Below are 1,397 nucleotides of genomic sequence, written 5' to 3'. Positions count from 1 at the left end.
CAGGCGCCGGAAACCGTTCACACGTGGTGGACAGTACGGCCGCCGGCCAGGCGTACACCGCGCTCGCCACCGTCGAGGAGCTGGCCAAGGACTGGAACGAGGGCGGTCCCAACGTCCTGCGCGCCGGCGGTCTCTCCGTACGCGATCTCAAGCGCACCGCCGCCGCCCTGGACGTCTCCGAGTCCGTGGCCGCCTTCTGGGTCGAACTCGCCTACACGGCAGGGCTGCTGGCCACGGACGGCGAACCGGACGAGCGGTACGCGCCGACGCCCGCGTACGACGACTGGCAGGAACTGTCCTCGCCGGAGCGCTGGGCCCGGCTCGCCACCGCCTGGCTGACGGCGACCCGTACGGCGGGCCTGGTCGGCAGCCAGGACAGCAAGGGCCGTACGCTCGCGGCCCTCGGTCCCGACCTGGACCGCGGCCCGGCGCCCGAGGTACGGCGGCGGATCCTGGAACTCCTCGCCACGCTCCCCGAGGGCACGGCGCCCGATCCGGAATCGCTGCTGGCCCGGCTGCGCTGGGAGCGTCCGCTGCGCGGCGCGTCCTCCGCCGGGCGCTCGGACGATCTGCGCTCACGGCTCGCGGCCTGGACGCTGAACGAGGCCGAGATGCTGGGCGTCACCGGCCGAGGCGCGATCTCGTCGCACGGGCGGGCGCTGCTGACGCGAATGCCACCAACCTCACCGGTGTCTCCCGACGGCCATGGCCCGCGCGCGGCGGCGGAAGCAGGTCTCGGCAGCCCGCGCACAGGTGGTGACACAGGTATGGGTATGGGCCCACGCACGGCGGACGACGCCGTACGCACCAGCTGCGTACACACCGGCGCCGAGCTCACCGCCGCCGGGCGCCGCGCCGCCGCCGCGCTCGCGCCGCTGCTGCCGGAGCCTCTCGACCATGTCCTGCTCCAGGCCGATCTCACCGCCGTCGCTCCGGGCCCGCTCCTGCGCCCGCTCGCCGAGCTGCTCTCCATCGCCGCCGATGTCGAGTCCAAGGGCGGCGCCACCGTCTACCGGTTCACACCGGGATCGGTACGGCGCGCGCTCGACGCCGGTCAGTCGGCCTCCGATCTGCATGACTTCCTGAGAGCCCACAGCCGTACGCCCGTTCCGCAGCCGCTCGCCTATCTCATCGACGATGTGGCGCGCAAGCACGGCCATCTCCGGGTCGGTTCGGCCTCCGCGTACGTACGCTGCGACGACGAAGCCGTACTGGACGAGATCCTCGCCGACAAACGTTCGCAAGGACTGCGGCTGCGCCGTCTCGCGCCGACCGTCCTGTCCGCCCACGCCGATCCGACGACGCTGCTCGACGGGCTGCGCACCATGGGCTTCGCACCCGCCGCCGAGTCCGCCGAGGGCGATGTGATGATCACCCGCGCCCATGCCCACCGCACT

The 1,397-nt window shown here is 73.1% G+C and carries 1 protein-coding gene; it reads left to right on the top strand.

Translation table 11 applies throughout. From position 1 onward, the window contains the following. Positions 1–1,397 (top strand): helicase-associated domain-containing protein (locus GA0115259_RS38255; protein ID WP_161230638.1); only part of this gene is annotated, 1,397 nt, incomplete at both ends.

It is taken from the genome of Streptomyces sp. MnatMP-M17, assembly GCF_900091995.1.
Taxonomy (GTDB): Bacteria; Actinomycetota; Actinomycetes; order Streptomycetales; family Streptomycetaceae; genus Streptomyces.
The sequence above is the reverse complement of the archived record's forward strand: the minus strand, read 5'-3'. Positions and strand labels throughout refer to the sequence as shown.